Raw genomic sequence first — 24,545 nt, forward strand, 5'->3', positions numbered from 1 at the left:
CTTATGTGGTAAATTAACCTTAGCTAAATTTTACGCCAAATTCCTGCCTGCGTTAACAATTCCAAAAACCGTTCGTACTGCCAATTTTTCTAACGCGGTTTGGTCTTTTTCGCTTTGGTCGTGCTGTAATTTTTCTAAAGCAAAATGCTGAATGAGCACCAAAGGCAAAATAATTTTTTCTCTTGTAGCGATAGACTTTTTATCGACCGGATAATTCGCCATTAAAGTTTCCTGTCCTGATAGTTTTAAAAGCATCTCCTTTGTTAATTCAAATTCATCTCGTAGTTGTGTCCAAAATGTACCAAATTCCTTATCGTTTGCCAAATGGGCGGTAATCACAAAGTCTGATTTGCTCATACTCATCATACAATTATCTACAATTGTTTTTAGATAATCAGAATCTTCATAAACCCTTACAACTTTATCCCAATTGCCAGCACTTTCTTGATTTTTCATTGCCGTTCCCATACCATAAAAACCAGGAACATTTTGTTTTAGCATACTCCAGGCAGTAACAAAACTAATGGCTCTTAAATCTTCCAGTTTCATTGCACCGCCGCCATTTCTTTTTACCGGGCGACTGCTAATATTTGCTTGAGACAATAATTTAAGTGGAGATAATTTTTCTAAATAACTTACAAACAACGGATGCTCCCGCAAATCGACAAAGGCCTTATAGCCATCTTCGGCCATGGCATCTAATAATGATTTATTTTCTGGATCTAATAGTACATTGTGTTTTTCTTTTAAGCCAGATGATATCCCTGCGTTAATTAACTGCTCGATGTTAAATTCTGCGCTTTCAATTGAACCGTATTGCGAACTGATGGTTTGCCCTTGCACTGTTAACTGCATGTTTTTATTGGCAATTTCTTTACCCATCGATGCATAAAAACGGTGTGTTTTACCTCCACCGCGAGATGGCGGTCCGCCACGACCATCAAAAAATGCCAATTGAATATTGTGTTTTTTAGAAACCGCTGATAACGTAGTTTTTCCGTTAAAGATAGACCAATTGGCCATCAAATAACCACCATCTTTTGTACTATCAGAATAGCCCAGCATAATATCCTGTTTATTTCCTCGGCTAGCCAAATGCGCCTTATAAAAAGGATTGCTGTAGAGTGTTTCCATAATATCGGCAGCACCTTTTAAATCATTTACGGTTTCGAAAAGTGGTACGAAATCGATAGTCAAAGCATCTTTACTCCAACCATTCCAAAGAAAAAGTTCGATTAATTGAAGAATATCACTTGCTTGTTGACAATTGCTAATAATAAAACGGTGGCAAGCTTTTTCTCCATTTCGCCTTTGGATGCCTTTAATTTCATTGATAACCTGAATGGTATCTTTAATCAAATCATCTCCTTCAGTAGCATAAACTGGTGTAGCCTCTTTAAAAGAAATTAATTTTAGTTTTTCCCCCTCCGAAAGCTCATCATAATCTGCCGGGTAAAGCGATGAAATAGGTTTATTTTGGCGACAATAAGCATGCACACTTCTTAAAACTCTGCTATCCTGACGAATATCTAATGAGGCAAAATAATTTCCATATAAATCTACCTTACGGATTAGGTCGTTTACCAAATCAACAAATAAGCCATCATGTTCTGCAAGTAGCGTTTCTTTTATTTTATTTAGATTTTCTCTTAATTCATCTGAAATATCATGTAGTTCGCAGGTTTGGTCGAAAGCGTTTTTATACAAAACATCATGCAAAATGGCAATATTTTCTTCTACTCCTCTGAACGTAATTCGGCGTTTAATTACCCTAAAATCGCGATAGTAACAACGGAAAAGGATTTGGCGTAACATTTTAGAAACTTCCAACGTGGTATCAGCATGGATGTTTGGATTTCCATCTCTATCGCCACCCGGCCAAAAACCAAGCTCTAAAATCTTTTTAGTTTCAAGGTTGTATTCGTCTAAATTCTGGTCTATTTCTTCCTGAATATTTGCCGCAGCGAAGTAAAATGTATTTTCTAAAAACCAGGCAAGGTTTAGTGCTTCATCAACAGGTGTTGGCGATTTTTTATTAAAAAATGGCGTTTTACCCAATTGCTGCAATAAAGAATTCATCGATGTGATGTTATTCTCACGTATGGCTTTGGTTAAATCGGTAATAATTGCCAGCACACTTCCGGGATAAAACTGTGTTGGGTGCGCCGTTAAAACCAAACGCAATGATAATTCATCAATCAGTTTCTCGATTTTTGAAAGCATTGGTTTGTTATCCGCATTTTTCTTTAAGATAAACTCAAGCGTACTTTGTTCATCAGTTGTATTTAACTTGGTGAAGGAAGCGTCTTCAACGGCATCAAAAAGTACTACCTGCCGCTCAATGTATTGAATGAAACGGAAAAGTAAATCGATAATATCTTTTCGGTCGGTGTAGCTGGTGTATTTAGCAAAAAATTCTTCGATAACCTGGGCCGGAGTTTGCCCGTTTGCGATACCTTCTTCGCAACTTTTAAAGAATAAAGGCAATAATGTTCCAGTATCTTTTATTTTATAAAAAGGCAGTGTTAAGAAAAGACTGTTAAAAAGTTCGAATTTCGAGATAACCTCGTTATTAAAAATAGATTCTCGCTGTGTGGTCAAACGGAGTTTAGGCATAGCTTAAGCAATAGTTTTGTATATGGTAATACTACAAAAAATGCTTAAGGTATTAAAATTCTAGGGCTTACAATTTGGAATTTTGTAGAATATATTTTAATTTTAAAATCTTATTTGGCTACTTGGTAGTTAAGTAAGAACATTTGCAATGTTTAAGGGCGTTGCATTGATTGTTAATTTTTTGGGTTAAAACAGCCGGTGTACTAAAATACACCGGCTGTTTTTGTTTGCACCTCCTAAAAATCCTACCCTTCAAGAGTAAGACGGTACAACTTACGTCAATCTCAAAACTCTTATTGGTTAGGATTAATGCGCATCCGTAACAATATTTGCATTTTTCTTAAATTTTTGCAGATACAGTAATGGTATCGAGAACAACATAATCAATCCGGCAACCCAATAAGCATCGTTGTAAGTAAGCAACATAGTTTGTTTAATTACGGTACCCTCAATCGCTTTCATTGCCATTAATTTTGCATCAACAAAAGATGAACCTCTAGCCATAAAATTATGAACCAAGCCATTTAGTTTTTGTGTAAATGCAGGGTTATATTCGTTAATGTTGGTTAACAGATTACTTCTGTGGAAACCGGCACGAATGTGAATCAAAGTGGTTAAAGCTGCGATACCAAAAGAACCGCCTAATTGCCTGCTCATATTGTTCAATCCCGAACCTTGACCAATTTCTGGTCCAGTTAAATCTTGCATGGCTAGTGTAGTTAGCGGCACGAAAAGCAAAGCCATTCCAAATCCTCTAATTACTAAAGGCCAGAAAAAGTCGCCCGTTCCTGATGCCAAGGTTGACTTGCTCAGCATCCAGCAGAAAACGAAAAATAAAAACATCCCTCCGGTAGCCATAAACTGAGCCGGAACACCTTTTTTAAGCATAATACCAATAAACGGCATCATTGAAATGGTACAAATACCGCCAGCAATAAACAGCTTTCCGGTTTGTAAAGGCGTAAAACCTAATAAATTTTGTGCAAAAACCGGGAAAACGAATACAGAACCGTACAATCCAAATCCTAAAATAAAGGAAGTTACCATCCCGATGGAGAAACTTCTTTTTTTCATAATTCGCAAATTTACGATAGGATATTCAGTACTTGTTTCTCGCCAAATAAATAACAGCAAACCAAAAACAGATGCTACCGCTAATGCAACGATATAGGGTGTTGAGAACCAATCTTCGCTCTCTCCTTTTTCTAATAAAGTTTGTAAACTTCCAACCGCGATAGCTAATAAACCAATTCCCCACCAATCGACAGGTTTTCCTTGCCCATCTTTGGGCGTCTCTCGAATAAAGGTTATGGTACAGTATGCGGCGAGTATCCCGACGGGAATGTTCACATAGAAAATCCAAGGCCAATCTGCTATTTCTAAAATGTAACCGCCAATGGTTGGTCCAACTGTTGGTCCAACAACAGCACCTAAACCAAATAATGCTGTGGCAATTCCTACATCTTCACGTGGCCAGGTTTCAATTAAAATGGCTTGTGCCGTTGATATTAAACCACCACCGGCTAAACCTTGTATAATCCTAAATAAAATTAGCTCGTTTAATGATGTTGCATTTCCACATAAAAAGGAAACTAGCGTAAAAACAATGATGGAGGTTAAGAAGTAATTTTTACGCCCGAAACGGCTACCCAACCAGCCCGACATAGGCAGGATGATAACATTCGCTACGGCATAACCGGTAGATAACCAAGCCACGTCCTCCAGGGTTGCGCCCAGGTTTCCCTGTATTTGAGGAATTGCTACGTTTACAATGGTTGTGTCAATCAGCTCTAAAAGCGAGGCTGTGATTACCGTAAACGTAATAATCCATTTTTTTAAACCTACTTCGGCCATTATAATATTAGTTAGTAGAAACTGATGCTTTAACGCTCATTCCTGGACGTAATTTGGCTAACAATTCTTTTGATGGATGAATTTTAATTTTAACTGGAATACGTTGAACAACTTTAACGAAGTTACCTGTGGCATTATCTGGAGGCAATAAAGAACCTTTCGCACCGGTAATTGGCGAAAAGTTATAAACCTCTCCCTGAATTTTTTCATCAGGATAAGCATCAACTTCAATTTCTACTTTAGAACCTGTTTTGATTTTTTCTAATTGCGTTTCTTTAAAGTTTGCAGTAACGTAAATACTTCCATCGTTTACAACTGAAAATAAAGATTGACCTGGCTGAACCAATTGTCCTTTTTGAACATTCTTTTTTGATACGATACCGGTTGCAGGCGCCTTTATCTCTGTATAGGATAATTGAAGTTTAGCAAAATCGATATCACTTTGGCGTTGATTAATTACATTGCTGCTTACCGCCAATTGCGATTGCGTAGTACCAACTTGCTTAACAGCAGCATTGTATTGGTCTTGAGCTGCATGATATGCTGCCAAAGCCGATTGTTTTGCCGCCTCTGCAGATTCTTTATTTGCTTTTGCCTGGTCGAAAGCCTGTTGCGTAATGGAGCCATCTTTCACCAGGTTTTCATAACGGTTATAATCTTTCTGTGCTAAATTTACTTTAACTGTTGCCGCCTGAACATTTGATTTTGCTGCATCAACATTAGCTTTAGCGGTGCTTGTATTGGCTTGCGTTGCTGCAATTTGCGATTGCGCCACACCAACACCTGCATTTGCACCTTGCTGACCAGACTGTGCTTGTTCTAACTTTACTTTGTAATCATTATCATCAAGTTTAACCAAAACCTGACCTTCGGTTACACGTGTATTTTCTTCGAAATTAATGTCTTTTACATAACCACCAACACGAGCCACAACCGGACTGATGTCTCCATCAATCTGTGCATCATCCGTATCTACGTGCTTGCTAAAATAATTCCACTCTGTGATACCAAAAACGATACCTATTACTATTAAAATACCTAAAATGATGGGTACTACTTTGCTCTTCTTTTTATTTTCAGTTGTCATTGTTTGTATTTATTGCGTTATTTTTCCTGTTGATTTTAGTAAAGTATAGTAAGCTAAACCAGCGTCGGCTTTGGCTATTTCTAAATTTATTTTTGCTTGATATAATAAAGTTTCAGCGTCGATTCTATCAGTAACTGATGCTACGTTATTTTTGTATTTCGAAGCCAATAATTTATCGTTTTCTGTTGCCTGAGCGATTGAAGTTTCTAAAACCTGTATCTTATTTATCGCAACCTGATAATTTTGAAAGTTTTTATTGATATCGGTTTTTACGTTATCCGATAAAATATCCTTTTGAATGGTAATTTCGCTTTGCTGAATTTTAGCCTCGCTAACTTTATTTCTGTTAGACCAAAGGCTCGCAATATTCCATGAAACTGTAGCGCCTACAGTAATTGGCATTAAATATTGGTTTGTTGGTGGAATAAAATTGCCGCTTGGATTAATATAATACAAGTTTGCACCAACACCTACGGTAGGTAAAGTATTTGCCCTGATGGTTTTGATATTGAAATCGGCAACTTTGTTTTGTACATCAAGCTGTTTTAATTCCTGGCGATTTGCCATAGCCATTCCGATGTATTCGTTAAGCGAACCTGCAGTTTTTAAGCCCGCATTTGGATCGGTAATTTTAACTTCAGTATCTTCAGGCAAACCCAATAAAATATCTAAATTATAATTGATGATTTTGCGGTTGCTTTCGATATCCAATTGTGTTAGCGTAACATTAGCCTGTTGCAATTGAAAACGCAATACATCATTCTTGGTTACAATTCCTTGTTCGAAAAAACGCTGTGCTTGTTTAATTTGTGCAGCGATAGATTCTAAATTCTGGTCGATAACTTTTTTGCTTTGCTCAACTTTATATAATGCATAATACGTGTTGATTACAGCATAAGTCACTTCTTCTTTGCTTTTATCGGCATCTAATCGGGCAACATCAGCCAGTAATTTAGTCGATTCTTTGGCATATTTAAGTTTGCCACCACCATAAACCAACTCTTGTACTGCAGCTGTACCCACAAAGGCATCAGCTCTTTTTGGCAGCTGTAAAGAAGAACCACCTCCTGGCAAAGTAAAAGTTGTAGTTGGTATTTCAGCGTGGTTATATAAGAAACTTGCATTCGCGGTTGGCAATGCATTGTCTTTCACTACATCAAGCTTTGCTATGGCTTGGTCTATTTTATTTTGAGATAATTTTAAGTTTTTACTATTGGCTATGCCAAGTTCAATTGCCTGATTGATATTTAATTCTTTTGTACTTTGTGCAAATAAAGCCGCCGGAACTAATGATGCCACAAGCATTAATCTAATCGATTTGGGTATCATTTTTTTGTTGTTAAATAAACTGTTAATAAATCTTGAAGATGAGCAACCGCTTTATCTTTAATCATTTTTTTGTCTTTCGGGTTGTTTAGGTCTAAATCGAATTCGGGCAGAACTTTATGCGGAGAAATTACAATGTTGGTTAAGGTGCCCATAATCGTAGCAATTACCATTCGGTTATCTGCTTGCTTAAAACTTCCATCCTCTTGTCCATCAGTTAAAATTTTCTCTAGTAACTGCATGTTCAAACTCATGGCGTCCTTAATTTTATTATACATTTCGGGCCTTTGAGTTAGCGACAATTCTCGGTGCATCATTTTGTGAAATGATGGATTAGACAAAATACGTGTTGCATAACCATCTATCACTCTATTCAATTTCTCTATTGACGATATTTTATCTTCGTTGATGATTTTTAACTGAGAGCCGAAACCAGCAATGCGGTTATTCATAATCTCAACAAAAACGCCTTCTTTCGAACCGAAATAATAATTAATCATCGCCATATTCGCTCCCGATTCCTTTGAAATCTGGCGTGTTGATGTTCCTTCGTAGCCTGTTTCGCAAAACAGTTTTTCCGCAGCATCAATTATGGCTTGTCGTTTATCTATCTTTTCTGTTTTCATCTCTTTTTGATGTTGCAAAATTAATCAAACGATTGATTAAAATGCAAATGGTATTTATCATCTTTTACATTATCTTGATAAATCAGTTTATTATCTCAAAATTTATGCTGTTGCAAACAATTGATTATGCCATAATTTAGGCTATGCCTATTTGGTGTTTTGTTTCTCTGATAAGAAGAGGTTCATTTGGTTGAGAAGATTAGAGGCAAAATAATTAGAATTTCATTTCATAAAAACAAAACGCTTTTTTAAACAGTTTCTCAAATTAAAATTTAAAATAAATATTAACTTTGCCACCAAATACTATAAAAATGAGTGTACAACAAAACAGCAGCAACAATTTTAACTGGTTATATTATGCTTTAGGATTATTCTTCGGTATTTTAACTGGAGCAGTAATTACCCAGAGTTATATTTTTGCGCTTTTAGGTGGCGTTTTAGGTTTGTTAACTGCAGGCTTATTTTTAAATGCGCTTGTTAAAGGTAGAAAATACTAGTTTTACTTTTTGCCTTTAAATTTCCGTAACGGATTTTAAATCATATCAAATGAAAAACATCATACTTGTTGTTTTCGCTCTTTTATGCTTTAGTGCCAAAGCACAAGAAACACCCAATGCTGAATTGAAATTTGCACCTGCAGATTCTAGTCCTGCAGATATAGTTTATTTTCCGCTAAATGCTGCGAAAGTAAAAGCAGGTGATATTACCAAGCCAAAAATCAAGGTTGTTTATTCTCGTCCGCAAAGAAAAGGCAGGGAAATTTTTGGTGTATTAGAACAATACGGTAAGGTTTGGCGCTTTGGCGCAAATGAAAGTACTGAAATCCGTTTCTTCGAAAAAGTAACCATCAGTGGCAAAAAAATTAAAGCCGGTACGTATAGTATTTTCGCCATTCCTAATAAAGACACATTCACAATCATTTTAAATACTCAAACCGATAGATGGGGTGCTTTTACTTATGATGAATCAAAAGATGTTGTACGCCTTAATGTTCCGGTAAAAACCTTAACAAAACCTGTAGAGTATTTCTCGATAACTTTTACACCACTTGCTACTGGAGCAACACTAATAGCGGCTTGGGATAAAATTCAAGTTGAATTGCCAATAGGATTTTAGTTAGTTTTTGCAATATTATTTAGTCAGCTTTTAAAAAAAATCGGTGATTCTTTACCGAAAAGCGCACAAAGAGAAAGCGCAAATTAATATAAAATTAGGCGCTTAATTAACCGCACTTCTAAAGCTTTATAATTGCAGGGAAGCTTTTTCAGCCAAAAAGCAATCTTAATTCTTTCAATAACATAACCTTACAAATTCTTAAATTATATTTCCCATAAAAGGATCGGTTGTGGTGATGGCGCCAGTTTCTATTTTACCTGCGTAGCGATGCTTAAAAAGCTCATTGCCTGTATGCAAAATACTGAAATCGTACCAATTCGAGCTTTTAGATAAATTTAAAATCACATTAGTTACTGACTTAGGTTTCAAGTTTACCACTTGCTTTGCTAATTTGTATTTATTATCAACAACAAGAATTTGAGCAACGGCAGCGCTTTTATTCTCTAAAGAAAAAATTAAATTCCCTGAAAGCTTTTTACTAATCAAACCGCTCTGCTCTGGCGAAGCTTTGATTGCCAACTGCGGATTTTTTTTGCTGCCAACAAAATGCCTGTAAAAACCGTTTGGTCCATGAATGGCCAAATCATAAACTTGGTTATCAAAATCTTCTAAGCTTAATTTATCCTTTAAAATATCGCCAGCTTTAACTGCATAAGCCCAAATTTTTCCTTGAACGCCTTTAAATTTGGCGATAGTGCTCATGTTAAATGGTGCGCCAACTGTTTCCGTTTCGTTACCAAAAAGGGTTCTAGCCGATTGAAAACTTAATTCGATTTCACCATTAAGCAAGCTTGCATCAACCATTAAATTATACGGCAAGGCACAAGCTGGCTTTGTTCCATTTTCTTGTTTTGGTGCGTGTATAGATGTTTGCAAAGAAAAAGACTCGAACTTATTAATCTTTGCAATTTCAGTTTTATTTAATGCGGTTGGGTTAACTTGTGCTGGTTTGTTTTTAGCGTTTCCGATATTTTTAACTACAGTTTCTCTGTTTAAAGCTTTTGGAGATTCAATTTCTTCGCCATTGTAAGGACGGAACACGGAAGTTAAATCGCCACAAATGTTTCTCCGCCAATCGCTTATGTTATTGCTCCTGATACTTTTTCCTGTCTTTTTGCTTAACCATTTTTCCATAAACATTAATGATGAAGTGTGGTCGAAAACCTGCGAATTTACAAAGCCTCCTTTGCTCCATGGCGAGGCAACAATGAAGGGTACACGGTAGCCCAAACCAATCGGACTGCCCTTTCTGCCTTCAAAATCTGTAGCATAATTTATTCCTGCAGAAACTTTTCCGCTCGATGCATCATCCGGATTTGGAACCACAAATGGTGGCTGATGGTCGAAATAGCCATCGTTTTCATCATATGTTAAAATGAAAATAGTCTTTTTCCAAACCTCCGGGTTTTTCGTTAAAATATCCAAAGCCTCACTTACATACCATGTTCCATAAAGTGGCGAGCTGGTATGATCTGAAAATCTTTGTGGTGCAACCAGCCAAGAAACGGTAGGCAATTTACCGCTGTCAACATCCTTTCTAAACTGATGAAAGATATCACCTTTCGGAATGTTTATCGTTTCTGATTTTCCCTCATCATTTGTAAAAGTAAAAGGTGCCAAATCCAGGTAATCCTTTTCGCTAATATTAGTTTGAAAAGCTTTATCTATCAGGTTTTTTTCTCTCTGAGATAATTTATCATATTTCGCCTGAACTTCTTTAGCTGATAATGGTGGTTTCACGGTATTATCGCCATTTTTTCTAAAATAAGCAGATAATTTTACCTGGTGCCGGGAAATATATTCTACTGGATTATCACCATAATTGCCTAACCAATCATCCATTTCTCCTTCTGGAAGTTTCGAAGTCCAGAGTTCGTTTTGATAAATTCGCCAGTCGATGCCGGCATCTTCCAAAGTTTCCTGAAAAGTTGGCCAATCTACAAAAACATTATTTTGCGATTCAGCCTGGTCGTTATTCACTACTGCCACACGATTGGCACTTTTTTCTCCTCTAACCGTCCCAGTAAAAAAGAATAATCTGTTTGGAGTGGTTCCGGTAAGCGAAGAACAAAAATGTTGGTCGCATACGGTAAAAGCATCAGCCAAAGCATAATAAAAAGGAATGTCGTTTCTATCGTAATAAGATAAAGTCATAGGTGCTTTTGCCGGCAACCATTTATCATATCTTCCGCCATTTCGGGCGGCAACTTGGTCGTTCCAAGAATGTGGCAAACCGCCTTGCCAGGTTATTTTTGTTTTGTTAATATCAACGTGAAATGGCACATAAGTGTAACCTTGACCATCTTTTTGCAACCAAACTTTATTGCCATCGGGCTGAATGTGAGGATGGGGTTCGTTAAAACCTCTAACGCCTTTCATTTTCCCAAACATGTGGTCGAAAGAACGGTTTTCTTGCATTAAAAAAACAATATGCTCAGCATCTTGAAATGTAGTTCCAGGCTCTGCATTTATCGCCATTGCCTTGAAAACCGAACTTGGCAAGGTATTGGCCACGCCTGTAGCGCCAGCAAAAAGTGCAGCCTTTTTTAAAAATTCTCTACGTGAATCCATCTGATATATTTAAGAAATGTAAGATGGGTTTTGGATGATGTAAGATGGGAGATGGAAAATGGTCTAATTCACATTCCACCTAAACATCTTACGTCATCAATCATTTACCTTATACGTTGGCCCAAACCCATTTTCCATCTCCTATCTTACATTCTAATTTATTTTTGAAAAACCCGAACATAATCAACTTTCATTGTAGCAGGAAATATAGTTTCGTCAACACCCTTTTTTCCACCCCAACCGCCACCAACGGCAACATTTAAAATTAAATGAAAATCTTGATCGAAAGGCCATTCTGGAGAACCTTTACCTGTGTTTTTAAAGCTTAAATATTTTTGGTCATCAACAAAGAAATCTATACGGTCTTTATACCATTCAATAGCATAAATATGGTAGGCGTTGTATGGATTAATTTTTACGCCTTTGCCAACCTGAGTATGGATAATGTGATTAAATTTTTCTGTATGCACTGTTCCGTAAACGCTGTCTGGCTCGTAACCAACATGTTCCATGATATCAATTTCGCCACTTTTAGGCCAACCTCCATATTTTGGAACAGTTGGCAAAGCCCAAACTGCCGGCCACAAACCTCTTCCCTTCGGCAACATTGCCCTAACTTCTACCCTGCCATATTTAAAATCAAATTTATTTTTACTAACCAACCGTGCTGAAGTGTAGTGGTTACTTTCTTTGTCGGCTTTAACTACCGTAATGTTTAAATTCCCTTTTTTAACGTTTGCATTTGCCGAATCCGCATCAGTGTAATACTGTAGTTCGTTATTTCCCCAACCTTTACCACCAACATCATAGCCCCAGTTTTTGTTTAAAGGCAAACCTGCATCATCAAATTCGTCGGCCCACTTTAAATTCCAGCCGTTTGCAACAGGTGTTTTCTTTAACTCTTCAAAGGTTAATTCTGGTTCATTTGTGGTAATAAAATCTACTTTGTGCGCTAGCAACCAATGAATTTCCGGAACGGCATTTACCGTCCATGCGTTAACTGTTAAACCCAATTTTTGTGCGTTTTCAATCCAGCCATCTTTTTGGTAAACACTAAAGTGATAATCTGCACCGGTTAGTTTATCGGCTTTTAGCTGTTCTGCACTAATTTCTCCTCTTAAATAGGCAACTTTAGCTTTTGGCAAAACCGCCAAAATGCGTTTGCAATAATCGTAATCAAAGCTGATGTATTCGGTCCAATCGATTACGCCAACCTTTTTTACCATTTCTATACAGGCATTTGTTAATTCGATTCCGCGTTCTTTGCTTATTAACGACGGCTTTATTTCTAAAATTAATTTGGTGGTTCTTTGCTTTTTGCCTGCCTGTAAATAGGCTTCCAATGTTGGAATTTTCTCTCCGTTACTCATAGTTTTGGTGAGTAACTCTTCATATTTTACCTTTTCGATGGATAAACCTTGAAATTCAGGATCGTGATTTACAACCAAAACATTATCTGCTGTCATCCAAACATCAAACTCAGAACCATAACAACCCAACCTTACAGCCTCATTTAGCGATGCAATTGAATTTTGAGGAAAATTATTCTTCTTCCATGCACCACGATGGGCAATAACCTGGTTTTTATTCCAGTTAAATTTTTGTGCAAAAGATGAAGTAAAAATGGATAACATTAATGTAAATATAAGTGCTTGTTTCATGTTTGGGGTGATTATACAAAAAATCAAAAGTAGAGGTTTACGATAATATTCATTTAAAATCTATGTAACCTTTGTATTAATTAACAACAAGATAATAAATTATAGTAATCCGTTGGCTAAAGCCGAATGGTTATGAAGTTGAATAGCGCTATGGACTTAAATTTTGAAGTTTCCCAAAAGCACTAATGTTTGTTTATTAAACCCGATTGACGCGGAAACCAAAAGCTTTTTCTGCTTTTGTTGTAGCATAAAGCGGGGCTGAAGTATCCGATAACTACAAAACTTTCATTTCCAAATCATTAATCGCCTTCTAGAATATGTAATTTGAATTTATGAGGTTTCTTTAACTAGTCTTAATTTTCTTATTAAATAAACTATTTGAAATAAACACGTTACCTTACTAAAGTTTCTTTTCAATTGATGGAACAATTTTTAAATTTACGGTGATGGGGAGTAATAACTACAGCGATTTACTGAAAAAGATAGATGAATTTATTCGTAAGTTTTATTTAAATAAGATTTTACGAGGAAGCATTTATGCTGCGGCAATTCTACTGGGCTTGTATTTGCTCGTTTTCTTAAGTTTATATTACCTAAATCCAACAGCCGGATTTAAAACTTTCGTCTTCTTTGCTTACCTTTTACTTGGGTTGCTGCTTATTGGCTTTTTAATCGTTAAGCCACTATTTTCTATGCTCAAATTGGGCAAACATTTATCTTTTGATGAGGCATCTGTTATTATTGGAAATCATTTTTCGGATATAAAAGATAAGTTGCTAAATACCTTGCAGTTGCACAAACTTTCCGAAAACCAACCAGAACACAATCATTTGATTTTAGCTAGTATAGATCAAAAAATTTTAGAGCTTAAGCCTGTTCCCTTTTACACGGCTGTTCGGATAAACGACAATCGTAAATACTTGAAATTTCTTTTCATTCCGCTTTCGATTATTTTATTAATTGCGATAATAGCGCCCGCAATTTTACGCGAGGGAACCAACAGTTTTATTAAATATGATGAATACATTGCCCCGAAAGCACCATTTAGTTTTGCTGTATTGAACAAAAATTTAACTGTTACTCAGGGCGATGATGTAAACATTACTTTAAAATTAACTGGCGATGAAATTCCTGCCGAGGTATATGTTGAGGATGGAAAAAATACTTATAAGCTTGAAAAAGAAAGCATTAGTAAATTTAGTTATAGTATTAAAAATATCCAGAGCGATAAGAAATTAATTTTTAAAGGTGGTGGGTTTAGCTCTTCTGAATTCACGGTTATTGTTAAACCTCGTCCGGAGTTGTTAGGTACTACAGCAACTTTAAATTATCCATCGTATCTGGGCAAAAAACCAGAGGTGATTTCTAACGTCAGCGATTTACTTTTACCTGAAGGAACCCGTGTAACCTGGAACTTTAAAACCGAACAGAGTAATTCGCTTGTGTTCGTTTTAAACGGAACTGAGCATGTGCTTAATGTGGATGATAATGAATCTACTTTTAACGCAACGATTAGAAATAATTCAAAATACAGCATTACACCTAAAAATGATTTCGTTTCGCGGAAAGATTCTTTGTCGCACCAGATTACGGTAATTAAAGACCAATCGCCAGCCATTCAGGTAAATGAAAAATCAGATTCGATAAGCAATAAAGCTTTGTATTTCAGCGGACAAGTAACTGATGATTATGGCTTTAGCCGTTTGAGTTTTAAATACAACATTAAAGAAAACAACAAAATTATAAGTTCGGCTTCAAAGAATATCGCTATTAAAGCAAATGCTACCGAAAATTCATTTTTTTATTTCTGGGATTTAAAAACTGCAATGGCGAAGCCAGGACAAGAAATTGAATACTATTTTGAAGTTGCTGATAATGATGGTATTAATGGCGCTAAAACTACTCGCTCGGATATAAAAACATTAAAATCACCTACAAAAAAGGAAACCGCCGAACAGGTTAACGCCAACAGCCAGGCACTCAAACAAAAAGTTCAGTCGGCTATTCGATTAGCAAATACCATCGAAAAAGAAAGTAAAAAAGTTGCCGAAAGCTTAATTGATAAGAAACAGATTTCTTTTGAGGATAAAAAACAAATTGAGGCTTTGCTAGATAAACAAAAGCAATTGGATGAAGCAGTAAAAGAAATTAAGGAACAGAACGACAAAAATATTCAGCAACAGGAAGATCAAAAGCAAACGGAAGAGCTTTTGGAGAAACAAAAACAGATTAAAGATTTGTTTGATAACGTACTTGATGAAAAAACAAAAGAGCTTTTGCAGAAGTTGCAAAACCTGATGAATGAGAAAAATAAAGACCAAACGCAGAACGAGCTTTCGAAAATGCAATTGGATAATAAAACCCTTAAAAATGAGCTTGATAGAATTTTAGAACTTTATAAGCAATTGGAATTTGAACAAAATCTTCAAAATGATATCGACCGATTAAATGAACTGGCAAAAGAACAAAAAGCGCTCTCAGAACAAACTGCAGGTAAAAAACAGGATAATGAATCGCTTAAACAAAAGCAAGATGCTTTAAATAAGGAAATGAATAATTTAAAGGATGATTTGAAAAAACTGGAGGAAAAAAATCAAAGTTTAGAGAAGCCAAATCCGTTTGAAAACCCTGAAAAAGAGGTTCAAGAAATCGAGAAAGAACAACAAGATAGTAAAGATGCATTAGATAAGAAAGACTCGAAGAGTGCTAGCCAAAAGCAACAAAAAGCCGGCGAGCAAATGGAAAAACTTTCGAAAAAGATGAATGAAATGCAGCAGCAAGGTGAAGAAATGGAGAATAACCTCAATGCAAAAGAATTGCGACGTTTATTGGAAAATCTCCTAACTACTTCCTTTGAACAGGAAAAAGTGATGCTGACGCTTAAAAAAATGAATCAGGCAGACCCCTCATACACCACAAATGTTCAAAAGCAACGCAGTATAAAAGATAACCTAAAAACCATTGCCGATAGTTTATACGCGTTGAGCAAGCGTGTTCCTCAAATAGAATCGACTGTAAACGAGGAGATGAATAAAATAAACTTTAACCTGGATAAAAGCTTGGAAAGCCTTGGTGAGCGAAGAACACCAGAGGCCAATCGTTACCAACAGTTTACCATGACCTCGATTAATAACCTGAGTTTGATGTTAAGCGAGGCCTTGAATCAGCTGCAGAATATGCAGAAAAATTCTAAATCTGGAAGTGGCAAAAAACAAAAGCAAGGCATGAAACAGCTTTCGCAAATGCAAGAACAGCTGAATAAAAACATGCAAAAAGCCCGCGAGCAAATGCAGAAATCTGGCGGTGAGAAAGGCACTGTTGGTAAAGGCGAAATGAGCGAGGAATTTGGCAAAATGGCACAACAGCAACAAATGATTCGTCAGGCATTAGAGAAAATTAATCGCGAAGAAAATAAAGATGGTTCGGGTAAAATGGGTAACCTTAACGAAGCCATTAAAGAAATGAAGCAAACGGAGAGCGATTTGGTAAACAAACGCTTGCAACAGGAAACGCTAAATCGCCAGAAAGAGTTATTAACCAAATTATTGGAGGCAGAAAAAGCAGAACGCGACCAAGAGGAAGATTCGAAACGAGAGAGTAAGGCAGCTAAAGAATTCCCGCCATCATACCAAAAAATGGTTGAACAGTTTAAAAAGCAGCAACAGAATGGCAATGATATGTTACAAAAAATGCCGCCAAGTTTAAATTATTACTACAAGAATAAGATTGCTGAGTATATGAAATCGTTAAACATGGCAAGGTAGTTGGATGACGATTTTTTAATATATTTGTATATGAGAACAATAACCTTAGATATTCTAGATGACAATGCTATTAATCTATTAAAGGATTTAGAGTTGCTTAAGATAATTCGATTAAGGAAGGATAGCGTTTCAGAAAACGTAACAGCCGACGACCTCGTGAAAAAGTATAAGGGTAGCATGGTTGCCCAGAGTAAAGATGAAATAGATAATCAACTGGAAAATTTACGAACCGAATGGGAGTAAATTTTATTTTGGATACAAACACAGTAATTTATTATTTACAAAAGCAATTATCCCCTTCTGCTGAAAAATTTATTGATGAAATATTAGCATTTTCAAAACCATCCATCTCTTCTATAACAGAAATAGAACTTCGCTGTTGGAAAACTGCAACAGAAAATGACATTGCAGTTTTTAAGTAGTTTTATTGGCGACTCACTGGTTTATGAGTTATATGATGACATTAAAAATAAAACTGTAGAACTTCGCAAATCCTACAACATAAAATTGCCCGATGCAATTATTGCTGCTACCGCAATGGTAAATGATAGTATGCTTTTAAGTAGAAATTCTAAAGATATCATCCGAATTAATAATTTAAAAGTTATAAATCCTTTTGATTTATAACATCAAAAAATCAGCTAGACAGCAACTAATTTATTTTCTAAATTTGCAGTCTTAATTAATTTTAACATGCCTGCAATTTCATTCTTTACCGAATCTATCAACTACAATCTTCCTCAAAAGCTAAAGGTTAAAAAATGGATAAAAGCTGCTATCGAAAAAGAGGGCTTTGAATTGCAGGAACTCAATTTTATTTTCTGTAGTGATGAATATTTATTGGGCATCAATCAGCAATATTTAAACCACGATACTTATACCGATATTATAACTTTCGATAATTCTGAAGAGGACAACCAGATAGTTAGCGATATTTTCATCAGTATTGAACGGGTTAAAGAGAATGCAAAAACCTTTAAAACAAATGATTTCGATGAAGTTTGCCGCATTATGATTCATGGAACTCTGCATTTACTTGGTTATAAGGATAAAGGCAAAGCCGCTAAAACACTTATGACTCAAAAAGAAGATGAATATCTTGGCTACAGAAGTGATGTAGGATTAATCTAACCATATTATAATATCAATTTATTGAACATCACTAGGTTTTTTGAAGCTCATCTCTCATAATTTCTATACTTACCTCTTTACTACAAAAAATTTCCTTCCTGTTCGTCTAATAGTTACAGGCGTTCGTCGATAATTAATCTACTCTGGTATATTAAGCCAAAAGTGTGTGCAACGTTTTTGCCTTAGCACAGTCTTATAATCAAAACAACAACAAAAGATTTTAAAAAATTAAGATAGAAGATTATGAACCTCCGTTTCGGAAGCTACATAACCGCTAAAAAAAAAAGAAAATATTATGAAAACCTCTATTAAAACATTATTCGCAACAGCTTTAACTACAGCTATTTTAGGTACTGCAAGCATTGCAGCAATTGCAAACGAAAACAATAACAACTATACAAATTTAACCTCAGTTAAAAATATCAGCAAGATAAAAATTAGCGGTAATGTAAAATTAGTTTTGATACAAGATGCTAAAGAAAGTGTAGAAGTTTATGATAATTACTTTGCCAAAAACGCATTGGTACAGCAACAAAATGGCGAATTAAGAATAAGTTCTTTTACATCTGAGCCCTTAACAATTATTGCTCACGTAAATAATTTATCTGCAATTGAAGCCTCAAACACATCAAGTATTATAACTTCAGGCAACTTCAATTTGCTAAACCTAAATGTGGTTTTAAATGATAATGCAACGGCAGATATTAAAGCAAATACGGTGAGCCTAACTACACACATAAATGGCACATCAAACTTAGCGTTAAGTGGTTCGACAGAAAATTATACAGCAATTTTAGGTTCGGTTGCTAAAATAAAAATGAATGATTTTGCTGCCAATGATAGCAATGTTAGCGCAGCTCCTGCAAATGCAACTTATAGCGCAAACAGATATGAAGACATTAAGATTGATGTATTAGAATCTATTTTCTAGTCAACATTACAAAGATAAAGTTTAGTTTTAGTTAATGATTGAAGCAGCGGCGGAGCGATTCCAGCCGCTGTTTTCGTTTATTGGAATCTGAAAAAGAAATTAAATTTCAATTCATTTTCAAGTCACTTCTCATCATACAACAATCACCATTCTGCCATTTTTAATAGATACATAAATGCTTTAAAACATCCTTATACCCTGCCAAATAATTTATCCTTACTTTTGCACTAATTTTCCTTTATAAAACCGAAATACAAAGAAATTGAGCACACTAATTGCGGCAGAAAGCTTAGGTCATGGTTATCATGATGAATGGCTATTTAAAAATTTAACCTTAGGCATTAACTCTGGGCAGCGTGTAGCGTTGGTTGGAATTAACGGTGCAGGTAAGAGTACATTATTAAAATTACTTGCCGAAAGATTTCCTCCGCTTGAAGGTAAAATCGTTAAAAATAAAGCTGTAAAGATTGGCTTTCTAGACCAAGAACCTCAATTTAATGATGGATATTCTATTAGCGATCATATTTTTTCTTTAGAGAATAAACAACAACAGTTGATAAAAGAATATGAGGAACTGATTGAAAACCCAAATCCGGATGAAAAAACACTTAACCGATTATATGAAGAGTTAAGTGAACACAATGCCTGGGAGTATGAGCATGAGATAAAAACCATATTAAACAGAATGGGGATTACGCACTTGCAACAAAAAATATCTACACTTTCAGGCGGGCAGAAAAAACGTTTGGCTTTAGCTAAGCTTTTGATTGAAGACCCTGAAATTTTAGTTTTAGATGAGCCAACCAACCACTTAGATATTGATACCATTGAATGGTTAGAAAAACTTTTAACTACTGGACAAAAAACTATCCTTTTGGTAACCCATGATAGGTACTTTTTAGATAATGTTTGCAATACAATAGTAGAATTGGATAGAGGAAAAATTTTTAATTACAATGGAAACTATGCTTACTATCTAGAAAAAAAATCAGAAAGAGAAGCGCTTGATGCTACCGTTTTACATAAGAATCAACAGCTACTAAAGAAAGAATTGGAGTGGATGGGGCGCATGCCTCAGGCTCGTGGAACGAAATCTAATGCAAGGATTAATGCTTTTTATGATTTGGAAGAAAAATCAAAGAAAAAGTCTGATAATCAAAGTGTTACGCTTCAAATGAAAATGTCCCGTCAAGGAGGTAAAATTATTGAAGTAGAACATATTGCAAAAGCATTTGATGGGCGACCAATAATAAATGATTTCAGTTATACATTTAAAAAAGGTGATAGAATTGGTTTAGCTGGAAAGAATGGTACTGGAAAATCAACACTACTAAATATTATTACCAGCCAATTGCAACCAGATGCCGGTAAAGTTGACACAGGCGAAACTACAGTATTTGGCTACTATAAGCAAGGCGGATTAACATTCGATCCGAAAGAGAGAGTTATTGATATTGTAAAATCTGATGCTGAATATATTAAGATGGCAGATGGTTCCGTTATTACAGCATCTGCCCTATTAACACTATTCCTTTTCCCTCCAAAAAAACAACATGGATTGGTTGAAAAATTAAGCGGTGGAGAAAAGAAACGCTTAAACTTAATGAAGGTTTTAATGCAAAATCCAAACTTTTTGATTTTGGATGAGCCAACAAATGATTTAGATATTGATACACTTAATGTTTTAGAAGAGTTTTTGGAGAATTTTCCAGGTATATTAATGCTTGTCTCTCACGATAGATATTTACTTGATAAGATGAGTGATCAGCTATTTATAATGGAAGGTGAAGGCGTTGTAAAAATTTATAATGGAAATTATTCTGAATATCGTTTAAGTTTAGACCAGCCTAAAGTTAAAGCTGAAACTAAAAAAGTTATTGATGCAACCATTCATGAAACGCTAAATAAATCGTCAAAGAAACTGAGTTTTAAAGAGCAAAAAGAGTTGGATGATAGTGAGAAGTTAATGGTTGATACGGAAAATAAAATAGCCGAGTTGACTGATGAATTATCTAAAATAGAAGCTACAGACTATATAAAAATTCAAGAAGTTTCTGCCACAATTGATGATTTAAAAATTAAACTTGATGAGTACACCATGCGTTGGTTAGAACTATCGGAATAAAAAGAACAATTTGTTTCACGTGGAACATTAATTACAAGAATTGCAATCTTAATAAATAACAGATTGTTTCACGTGAAACAACTAAAGATATAACAACATGTTTTCAAAATACGATCTTATTGTAGTTGGTGCCGGACACGCGGGCTGCGAAGCTGCTGCTGCTGCTGCCAATCTAGGGTCATCCGTTTTACTTATTACAATGAACATGGGCACGATTGCTCAAATGAGTTGTAATCCTGCTATGGGTGGCGTTGCTAAAGGACAAATTGTTCGTGAGGTAGATGCAATGGGTGGTTATTCGGGAATTATTTCCGACAAATCTACCATACAATTCAGAATGTTAAATAAGTCGAAAGGCCCTGCGATGTGGAGCCCTCGGGCCCAAATTGATAGGATGCGCTTTGCAGAAGAATGGCGCTTGGCTTTAGAAAGAACTCAAAATCTAGATATTTGGCAAGATAGCGTTGTTGGTTTATTAGTTAAAGACAATACAGTTTACGGTGTAAAAACATCACTAGGCATTGAAGCAGAATCTACTGCTGTTGTACTAACTAATGGTACTTTCTTAAATGGAGTAATGCACATCGGAGAGAAAAAATTCGGAGGTGGTAGAACTGCAGAAAGAGCATCAACAGGTATTACAGAGCAATTAGTAGAACTTGGTATGGAAGCTGGCAGAATGAAAACCGGCACCCCACCCCGTGTTGATGGCAGAAGTTTAGATTATTCTAAAATGGAAGAACAATGGGGAGATAAAAATCCAAATAAGTTTTCGTTTACAGATACTCAGGTTTCGACAGACCAACGTTGCTGTTGGATAACATATACCAATAATGAAGTTCATGAAACTTTGAAAGAAGGCTTTGAGAAATCTCCGATGTTTACTGGCAGAATTAAAGGTTTGGGTCCTCGGTATTGTCCCTCTATCGAAGATAAAATAAATAGATTTGCAGAACGAGATAGACATCAAATTTTTGTTGAGCCAGAAGGATGGAATACTTGCGAGATTTATGTTAATGGTTTTTCAACCTCGCTTCCTGAAGATATTCAATTAAAAGCTTTACACTTAATACCAGGTTTTGAAAAAGCCAAAATGTTTAGACCAGGTTATGCTATTGAATATGATTTTTTTCCACCAACACAGCTTTCATTAACGCTAGAAACCAAATTAATTAAAAACCTGTTTTTAGCAGGGCAAATTAACGGAACGACTGGATATGAAGAAGCCGCATGCCAAGGATTTATGGCTGGTATAAATGCACATCAGAAAATCAATGAAAAGCAGGAATTAGTAATGAAAAGGTCTGACAGTTATATTGGCGTTCTGATTGATGACTTGGTAACTAAAGGAACGGAAGAACCTTATCGGATGTTTACCTCAAGAGCAGAACACAGATTATTATTGAGACAAGATAATGCTGATATACGCCTCACTCCTATTGGCCATGCTTTAGGTTTAATATCTGACGAACGCTTAGAAAAAGTAAATCAAAAAGTAGCAAATGCTGATGCACTTGTTAAGTTTACAAAATCGCAAGGGATTGAAATGTCAGATGCAAATCCAGTATTAGAAAATTTAGGTTCGAGTGCGCTTAATCAAAATGTAAAAATTCATAGTCTAATCGGCAGACCGCATGTTGGTTTACAAGATATTATTAAAGTTAGTAAGCCATTAGCAGAAGCTACTAAAAACTTGGATAATGAAACAGTAGAACAAGCTGAAATTAAAATAAAATATGAAAGCTACTTTGAAAAAGAAAATGAGATTGTAGCTAAAATGTTAAAAATGGAAGACAAAGAAATAAAAATGGATTTTGACTACAATAAGATCGTTTCTATTTCAAAAGAAGCACGTGAAAAATTATTCAAAATAAAACCACGTACTTTAGGTCAAGCTTCAAGAATTTCAGGTGTTTCACCTTCAGATATATCCGTTTTAATGGTTTATATTAATAAATAACTTATAATCAGTTAATTAACTATTAAAAATGGTGAATTATTTTAAAACGATTTAAGCGATTATTTTAATTTTTTAATATTATCAATCCAAAATCAGTGAAAATTCGTCAGAACGCGTAAAATATGCCAAAATTAAAAAAGCCATTTTCTAGTTTTATAAGTTTATTTGTGATTGCTGTAATTATGCAGCTTTTTGGATGTGCTTCACCTCAGCCTGTAACCGGTGGTCCTCAGGATAGGATTCCGCCGAAGGTTGTAAGCATGACACCAAAAAATCTGACAAGAAATTTCTCAGCAAAAAAAATATTAATAGAATTTGACGAATATTTCAAAATTCAAGATGAAACCAAAGAATTTAATATTTCTCCTGAATTAGAAAAAGCACCAATTCTTAAAATAAAGAAAAAAGTTTTAGAAGTAAGCTTACCCGACACACTCGAAAAAAATACCACCTACACTTTAAACTTTGGAAAAGCGATTGCTGATATTAACGAGAGTAATGTCATTAAAAACTTAACCTATGTATTTTCTACAGGAAATGAAATCGATTCGTTAACGCTAAGTGGAAAGGTGAACAGTGCTTTAACAGGAGAAGCAGAAAAAGATGTAACAGTTTTTATTCTCCCTGTAGAACGAGATACTTTATTTGGTAAAAGACGTCCTTCGATTTATACTTTAACAGATAGTTCTGGAAATTATAAACTTAATAATTTACGTAAAGGCAACTATAAAGTTTACGCACTTAAAGAAGCAACTGGCGGTGGAGATAAAATATATCAGCAAACTTCGGATGAGATTGGATTTTTAAAAGAGCCGATAGTTATTGACAAGAATATTGATAATATAAACTTGCAAATATTTAAAGAAAAATCGGCCGACTTTAGAGTATTGGAAAGAAAAATAAATATCGATGGTAGCATTTTATTAACTTTTTCTCAGCAATTAATACAACCCAAGCTTACCATTACTGAACCTGCTGCATTAGATGTAGGTAAAAGATTAATGCTAAATAGTACAAATGATACCGCTAGAATTTGGTTGAACGACTTAAGCTTTGATTCTGTCAAAGTAGCTATTCAAGACCAAGGAAAGCTATTGCAAGTTGTAAACTTAACCAGAGGCAAAAAAGATAGCTACACAAGAGATTTAATGCCTACTGATAATGCTGCAAATGGCAAATTAAATCCTTACCAAATCTATACATTAACATTCCCTATACCGATTACTGCAGCCGATGCATCCAAAATTACTTTGCTAGATGATTCTATAAAAAGAACAAATTTTGAACTTTTAAAAGATTCGGTCAATTTTTTAAAGTATTACATAAAATTTCCATGGAAAATAAAAAGATCGTACGATTTAAAATTCTCTGCTGGGGCCTTTACCGGAATATTTAACTCAAAAAATAAAGAATTTATTAAGAAATTTAATTTAGACCCTACAGAAAATTATGGTTCCAGAACTTTAATTATTGACGTACCTGACACAACCAAAAGTTATATCGTAGAGTTTATAAACGAAAAAAAACAGCCAGTAAAGCAATATATAATCAATAAAAAAACCAAAATCGTTTTGGCTAATTTCCTTGCAGGAAAATATTTTGTAAGGGTAATTTACGATGAAAATAAAAATGGTGTTTGGGATACCGGAAACGTAAAATTAGGTACACAACCCGAAAAAATTTGGTATTCGCCAGAAGAACAATCTCTTCGACCAAATTGGGAAGTGGAAAATAGTATGACTATACCAAAACCGCCTAATCCGTAGTGTTATTGGTT

The 24,545-nt window shown here is 35.2% G+C and carries 18 protein-coding genes; 11 read left to right on the plus strand and 7 right to left on the minus strand.

The genetic code is table 11. The features are described from left to right. Positions 1–30 precede the first annotated feature (30 nt). The 5 genes from ACFOWA_RS11235 to ACFOWA_RS11255 all read right to left on the minus strand — a co-directional run bounded on the left by ACFOWA_RS11235 (position 31) and on the right by ACFOWA_RS11255 (position 7,509). Positions 31–2,616: a phosphoenolpyruvate carboxylase gene (locus tag ACFOWA_RS11235; protein WP_378985132.1), complete on the minus strand. Its 2,586-nt coding sequence runs from the start codon at positions 2,614–2,616 to the stop codon at positions 31–33. A gap of 306 nt (positions 2,617–2,922) precedes the next feature. Then, entirely contained in the window at positions 2,923–4,470 is a 1,548-nt protein-coding gene (locus ACFOWA_RS11240) for a DHA2 family efflux MFS transporter permease subunit (protein ID WP_378985134.1), read from the minus strand. A gap of 7 nt (positions 4,471–4,477) precedes the next feature. Beyond that, positions 4,478–5,557: an HlyD family secretion protein gene (locus ACFOWA_RS11245; RefSeq protein ID WP_378985136.1), complete on the minus strand. Its 1,080-nt coding sequence runs from the start codon at positions 5,555–5,557 to the stop codon at positions 4,478–4,480. Between the two features lie 9 nt (positions 5,558–5,566). Continuing rightward, entirely contained in the window at positions 5,567–6,886 is a 1,320-nt protein-coding gene (locus ACFOWA_RS11250) for a TolC family protein (protein ID WP_378985138.1), read from the minus strand. Continuing rightward, the gene (locus tag ACFOWA_RS11255; RefSeq protein WP_378985140.1) at positions 6,883–7,509 is read right to left on the minus strand and encodes a TetR/AcrR family transcriptional regulator; all 627 of its coding nucleotides are present in this window, start codon (positions 7,507–7,509) and stop codon (positions 6,883–6,885) included. Before ACFOWA_RS11255 ends, ACFOWA_RS11250 begins: the two co-directional genes overlap by 4 nt. Before the next feature lie 311 nt (positions 7,510–7,820). Here ACFOWA_RS11255 and ACFOWA_RS11260 point away from each other — a divergent pair, with 311 nt between their 5' ends. Together ACFOWA_RS11260 and ACFOWA_RS11265 are read left to right on the plus strand one after the other, a co-directional pair. Next, positions 7,821–8,006, plus strand: a complete 186-nt coding sequence (locus ACFOWA_RS11260) for a hypothetical protein (protein ID WP_378985142.1) — start codon at positions 7,821–7,823, stop codon at positions 8,004–8,006. A 49-nt stretch (positions 8,007–8,055) separates the two neighbouring features. Next, positions 8,056–8,625, plus strand: a complete 570-nt coding sequence (locus ACFOWA_RS11265; RefSeq protein ID WP_378985144.1) for a DUF2911 domain-containing protein — start codon at positions 8,056–8,058, stop codon at positions 8,623–8,625. Positions 8,626–8,823: 198 nt separating this feature from the next. On the opposite strand, the gene ACFOWA_RS11270 is transcribed toward ACFOWA_RS11265, so the two are convergent. Together ACFOWA_RS11270 and ACFOWA_RS11275 are read right to left on the minus strand one after the other, a co-directional pair. Beyond that, a complete protein-coding gene (locus tag ACFOWA_RS11270) occupies positions 8,824–11,196 on the minus strand; it encodes a phosphocholine-specific phospholipase C (RefSeq protein WP_378985146.1) in 2,373 nt (790 codons plus the stop codon). A 158-nt stretch (positions 11,197–11,354) separates the two neighbouring features. Next, entirely contained in the window at positions 11,355–12,857 is a 1,503-nt protein-coding gene (locus ACFOWA_RS11275; protein ID WP_378985148.1) for a glycerophosphodiester phosphodiesterase family protein, read from the minus strand. 446 nt (positions 12,858–13,303) lie between these two features. Here ACFOWA_RS11275 and ACFOWA_RS11280 point away from each other — a divergent pair, with 446 nt between their 5' ends. From ACFOWA_RS11280 to ACFOWA_RS11320, 9 genes are all read left to right on the plus strand, one after another. Continuing rightward, entirely contained in the window at positions 13,304–16,621 is a 3,318-nt protein-coding gene (locus tag ACFOWA_RS11280) for a DUF4175 family protein (RefSeq protein ID WP_378985150.1), read from the plus strand. Positions 16,622–16,651: 30 nt separating this feature from the next. Beyond that, a complete protein-coding gene (locus ACFOWA_RS11285; protein WP_378985152.1) occupies positions 16,652–16,864 on the plus strand; it encodes a hypothetical protein in 213 nt (70 codons plus the stop codon). After that, complete coding sequence (locus tag ACFOWA_RS11290) at positions 16,855–17,043, plus strand: hypothetical protein (protein ID WP_378985154.1); 189 nt, start codon at positions 16,855–16,857, stop codon at positions 17,041–17,043. Before ACFOWA_RS11285 ends, ACFOWA_RS11290 begins: the two co-directional genes overlap by 10 nt. Further along, a complete protein-coding gene (locus ACFOWA_RS11295) occupies positions 17,021–17,248 on the plus strand; it encodes a hypothetical protein (protein ID WP_378985156.1) in 228 nt (75 codons plus the stop codon). The genes ACFOWA_RS11290 and ACFOWA_RS11295 overlap by 23 nt, the downstream gene beginning before the upstream one ends. Before the next feature lie 66 nt (positions 17,249–17,314). Continuing rightward, positions 17,315–17,752: an rRNA maturation RNase YbeY gene (gene ybeY, locus ACFOWA_RS11300; protein ID WP_378985158.1), complete on the plus strand. Its 438-nt coding sequence runs from the start codon at positions 17,315–17,317 to the stop codon at positions 17,750–17,752. Between the two features lie 295 nt (positions 17,753–18,047). Next, positions 18,048–18,683: a GIN domain-containing protein gene (locus ACFOWA_RS11305; protein ID WP_378985160.1), complete on the plus strand. Its 636-nt coding sequence runs from the start codon at positions 18,048–18,050 to the stop codon at positions 18,681–18,683. Positions 18,684–18,945: 262 nt separating this feature from the next. Continuing rightward, positions 18,946–20,808 (plus strand): ABC-F family ATP-binding cassette domain-containing protein, encoded by a 1,863-nt coding sequence (locus ACFOWA_RS11310; protein WP_378985162.1) that lies wholly within the window; start codon positions 18,946–18,948, stop codon positions 20,806–20,808. 97 nt (positions 20,809–20,905) lie between these two features. Further along, a complete protein-coding gene (gene mnmG, locus ACFOWA_RS11315; protein ID WP_378985164.1) occupies positions 20,906–22,768 on the plus strand; it encodes a tRNA uridine-5-carboxymethylaminomethyl(34) synthesis enzyme MnmG in 1,863 nt (620 codons plus the stop codon). 122 nt (positions 22,769–22,890) lie between these two features. Then, entirely contained in the window at positions 22,891–24,534 is a 1,644-nt protein-coding gene (locus ACFOWA_RS11320; RefSeq protein WP_378985166.1) for an Ig-like domain-containing protein, read from the plus strand. Positions 24,535–24,545: the final 11 nt, after the last annotated feature.

The organism is Pedobacter lithocola (genome assembly GCF_042650845.1).
Lineage (GTDB): Bacteria > Bacteroidota > Bacteroidia > Sphingobacteriales > Sphingobacteriaceae > Pedobacter > Pedobacter lithocola.